Origin of the sequence: Erysipelatoclostridium sp. An173, assembly GCF_002160495.1 — a bacterium.
GTDB classification, from domain to species: domain Bacteria; phylum Bacillota_I; class Bacilli_A; order Erysipelotrichales; family Coprobacillaceae; genus Thomasclavelia; species Thomasclavelia merdavium.
Genome location: NZ_NFKR01000076.1, coordinates 1 through 3314, shown reverse-complemented (window position 1 = coordinate 3314; position 3314 = coordinate 1). Strand labels below are relative to the sequence as shown.

The 3314-nt window shown below is 28.8% G+C and carries 4 protein-coding genes; 3 read left to right on the top strand and 1 reads right to left on the bottom strand.

The annotated features are described in order from the left end of the window. Positions 1-102: 102 nt before the first annotated feature. Positions 103-462 carry a hypothetical protein gene (locus B5F09_RS14315; protein WP_087375001.1) on the bottom strand — a complete coding sequence of 120 codons (360 nt, stop codon included), beginning with the start codon at positions 460-462 and terminating at the stop codon, positions 103-105. A gap of 138 nt (positions 463-600) precedes the next feature. On the opposite strand from B5F09_RS14315, the gene B5F09_RS15490 reads away from it, so the two are divergent. The 3 genes from B5F09_RS15490 to B5F09_RS14305 all read left to right on the top strand — a co-directional run bounded on the left by B5F09_RS15490 (position 601) and on the right by B5F09_RS14305 (position 3197). Next, positions 601-816, top strand: coding sequence for a transposase (locus tag B5F09_RS15490; RefSeq protein WP_087303217.1), 216 nt, complete (start codon positions 601-603; stop codon positions 814-816). Between the two features lie 1063 nt (positions 817-1879). Further along, positions 1880-2077 (top strand): hypothetical protein, encoded by a 198-nt coding sequence (locus B5F09_RS14780; RefSeq protein WP_087303219.1) that lies wholly within the window; start codon positions 1880-1882, stop codon positions 2075-2077. An 88-nt stretch (positions 2078-2165) separates the two neighbouring features. Continuing rightward, on the top strand, positions 2166-3197 hold the full coding sequence (locus tag B5F09_RS14305) for an aldo/keto reductase (protein WP_087303221.1): 1032 nt from the start codon (positions 2166-2168) through the stop codon (positions 3195-3197). The last annotated feature ends 117 nt before the right edge of the window (positions 3198-3314 follow it).

The following is a 3314-nucleotide window of genomic DNA, read 5'->3' as shown; positions in this document are numbered from 1 at the left end:
TTCACTCCTTTACAGGAAAGAATTATATCAAAAAAGATTACCCTGATTAATGCAAAGTGTAACCACTTATCTGCAACAATTTGGGTAATCTTATTTTAACTTTTATATTTCATATCTGACATGAGGCTTGACAGTTTTTTGTGGCTTCATATCACGTTTCCAAGTGTAATATTTAAAATTATTGTAAGTTCCGATATTGTCCTCACCATACCTGTCTAGAAGATACTCATATGCAGCACGTTTATGAACACCAGGCTTCTCAAACAATCTAGTGATTTCATCGCTATATTTATCCAGAATACTTTTTCTAGGTTTACGTTCCACTTTTTTTATTCCTCCTTCACGCCAGTATTTAGCTACTGTATGTCTATCCATATCGTAGATTCTGGCAAGTTCGCTAAAGTTTGGTTTAATATTCATTTGTTTCAAAATTAATAAATCTCCTATAATATTTCTTTCCATAATAATCTCCTGTATTTGAATACAGAAGATTCTATCAAAAAAGATAACCTTAGGATAGTTTTTCATTGCCGAAACTGGTAATTATTATACCAACCTTTTTGGTTATCTTTATTTTACTATTAACACTGTTTCCAGTTCATGATATCATCACTGTGTTATAACTTCTATCATCTATTTAGGATTCTTGTATTAGAAGGCAAAGATCAGAAGATACGAATGAATACATTTAGAAACAAGTATCAAAAGATAGCAGTAAAGGTCATACGACATGCAAGAAGAATCATATTGTCATTTAGCAGTGCATATAGATATAAGAAGAAATTCTTAAAATACTATCAAAAACTGCAGAATTAAAACATAAAATCCATAGTTTATTGAAAGTAGTTGAAAAACTACACTTTTTTAGCTACGGTTATTCACAATTTTACGGTGGATAACATTTTTTAAGCTAGAAAATAGACATGATTTATAAGTTTTTCATCACAAATTTGCTTTCATGAATAATTTGGGTATAATATAAATTTTACGGCAAGGCAACATTACTCTTATATGAAAAAAATAATTCGTGTATTATAATAAATTCAAAAATACATCCAAGATGGGATATTATGAATAATATTGAATTAAAAGACTGATTAGCTTGATTTAAAAAAGAAATTGTTAATGAAATAAAAATGATGTCTTTAACAAATCTATCATTAAAAATAAATCTAAATATAGTAAAGAAATTACTGAATATACAAGATTATCAAAATTTGCGATAAGAAGTTCCATCAAAGATAGTAAGGCGGGGTTGTTTCGAAGTAGCAAAAAAATCTTTTCTTCATTATAGAAATATATATCAAAATGAGATCATCAATAATTAGATTTGTGTAATAGCATGCTATCACATATTGTGTACTTGAAATATCATTATTGCGAGAATAATACTAATTTAACTTTTTATTTACGAAAAAATCCACCAATAATATTGACATTTTTAATAAGTTGAGATATTCTTAAACCATACATACCGGTATACCGGTATGTATGGTTTAAATAAAATTCATTATTGTTTGGGTATGCACTAAAATAGCAGAAAACCATGAGTAAACATTTATATTTAATGTACATCGTAAAATGTAAAGAAGTTGTGATTTTCTATTAACACAACTTAGAATTGAATAAGTAAAAAAGCAAAGGATTTATTAAGTAGAATTAATTTTGATTGCAATCATTTTATTCAAGAGAGAATGGGTGATACATTAGAAATCATTATTGGTGAAGATAGCCTTATTCTTGGTTAAAAGGAATCAAGAAAAGAAATTCTAATACTGTTGTAGTGGAATAAAGAATTAATTCTACCTGTTTATCAATTTGATGAGTTATTTTCTTCTTATAATGGAGAAACAAGTGCTCAAGGGGTATTGTGTAGAAATTGAGTCTTACTAAAAGTTATGATTCAAGAAAATTATCATTCTATTTTAGTTGTTCCTTTACGGGAACATGTAGATGTTTCTTTTCTAGAACAGGAGATATTGAAGTAATTAAGAAAGCACCAAGCAGTGATTTTTTCAAATTTAAATTTGATGATGAAAAGTTTCTAGATATTTATTTAACAGGTCTTGATGTTTAGAACTGATTTAGAGGTATAAACAAAATTTATTTTTTGTTCATATAAAATAAAACTAAATAATTTTATTATTTGAAAAGGAGAACAGCTTATGAAAACAAGAATGTTAGGAAACATTAAAGTTGGAGAAATTGGAATGGGATGTATGGGTTTTTCTCACGCACATGGTGATCCAATTCCAAGAAACGAAATTATTACTTTGATGAGAAAGGCTCATGAAATGGGAGTAACTTTATATGATACAGCAGATGTTTATGCTGCAGGTCATAATGAAATTTTAGTTGGGGAAGCTCTAAAACCTATTAGAAACGAGGTAGTTATTTTAACTAAGTTAAATCCTGAAGTCAATCCAATTGATATTCCAGGTAAAGGAACAGTCGCTGAACAAATTGAAGCAAGATTAGATGAGTCATTAAAAAGATTAGATACAGATTATGTTGATATTTATATGTTTCATAGAGTTCCTGAAACAGTTTCACTTGCTGAATGTGCTGAAGCAATGAAAGGTTTAATTGAAAAAGGAAAAATCCGTGGATGGGCTATGTCTAGAGCAACTGAAGCGCAAATTCGTGAAGCACATGCTATTTGTCCGCTTTCAGTTATTCAAAATGAATATTCAATGATGGTAAGAACTCCTGAAACTGATGGGGTGTTAAGAGCGTGTGAAGAATTAGGTATTGGTTTTACCCCATATATGCCATTGGCTGTAGGATTTTTAACAGGTACTATTAAACCAGGACAAACTTATAAACATGACGATGCGAAAAGAACAATTACATGGTTTACTGATGAAAATATTAAAAAGAATCAGCCTATCTTAGAAATGCTGGAAAAATATTCTCAAAAGAAAAATGCAACTTATGCACAAATTGCTTTAGCCTGGTTAATGCATAAATTTGATCGTTTAGTGCCTATTCCAGGTATGTATCAGGAAAAATTTTTGGATGAAAATTTAAAAACGGCAAATATTGTTCTAACTGATGAAGAGATGAAAGAAATTGATGATATTTTAGATAGTATTACAATTTATGGTGATTCAGATGAATCTCATATTGATGAACTTCGTGAAAAACTTAAAGAAGAAGGATATGAAGTAGAAAAATCTTGGGATACATATAAATAATATTTAAGAAAGGGGCTGTAACGAAAGGAGGTTTTTTTAACCTTTAATGAAGCGTTACAGCTTCTTTTTTTGTTTTGAAGATTATTTTTTGGAAAATTTAATTTTTTTGCTATTTTT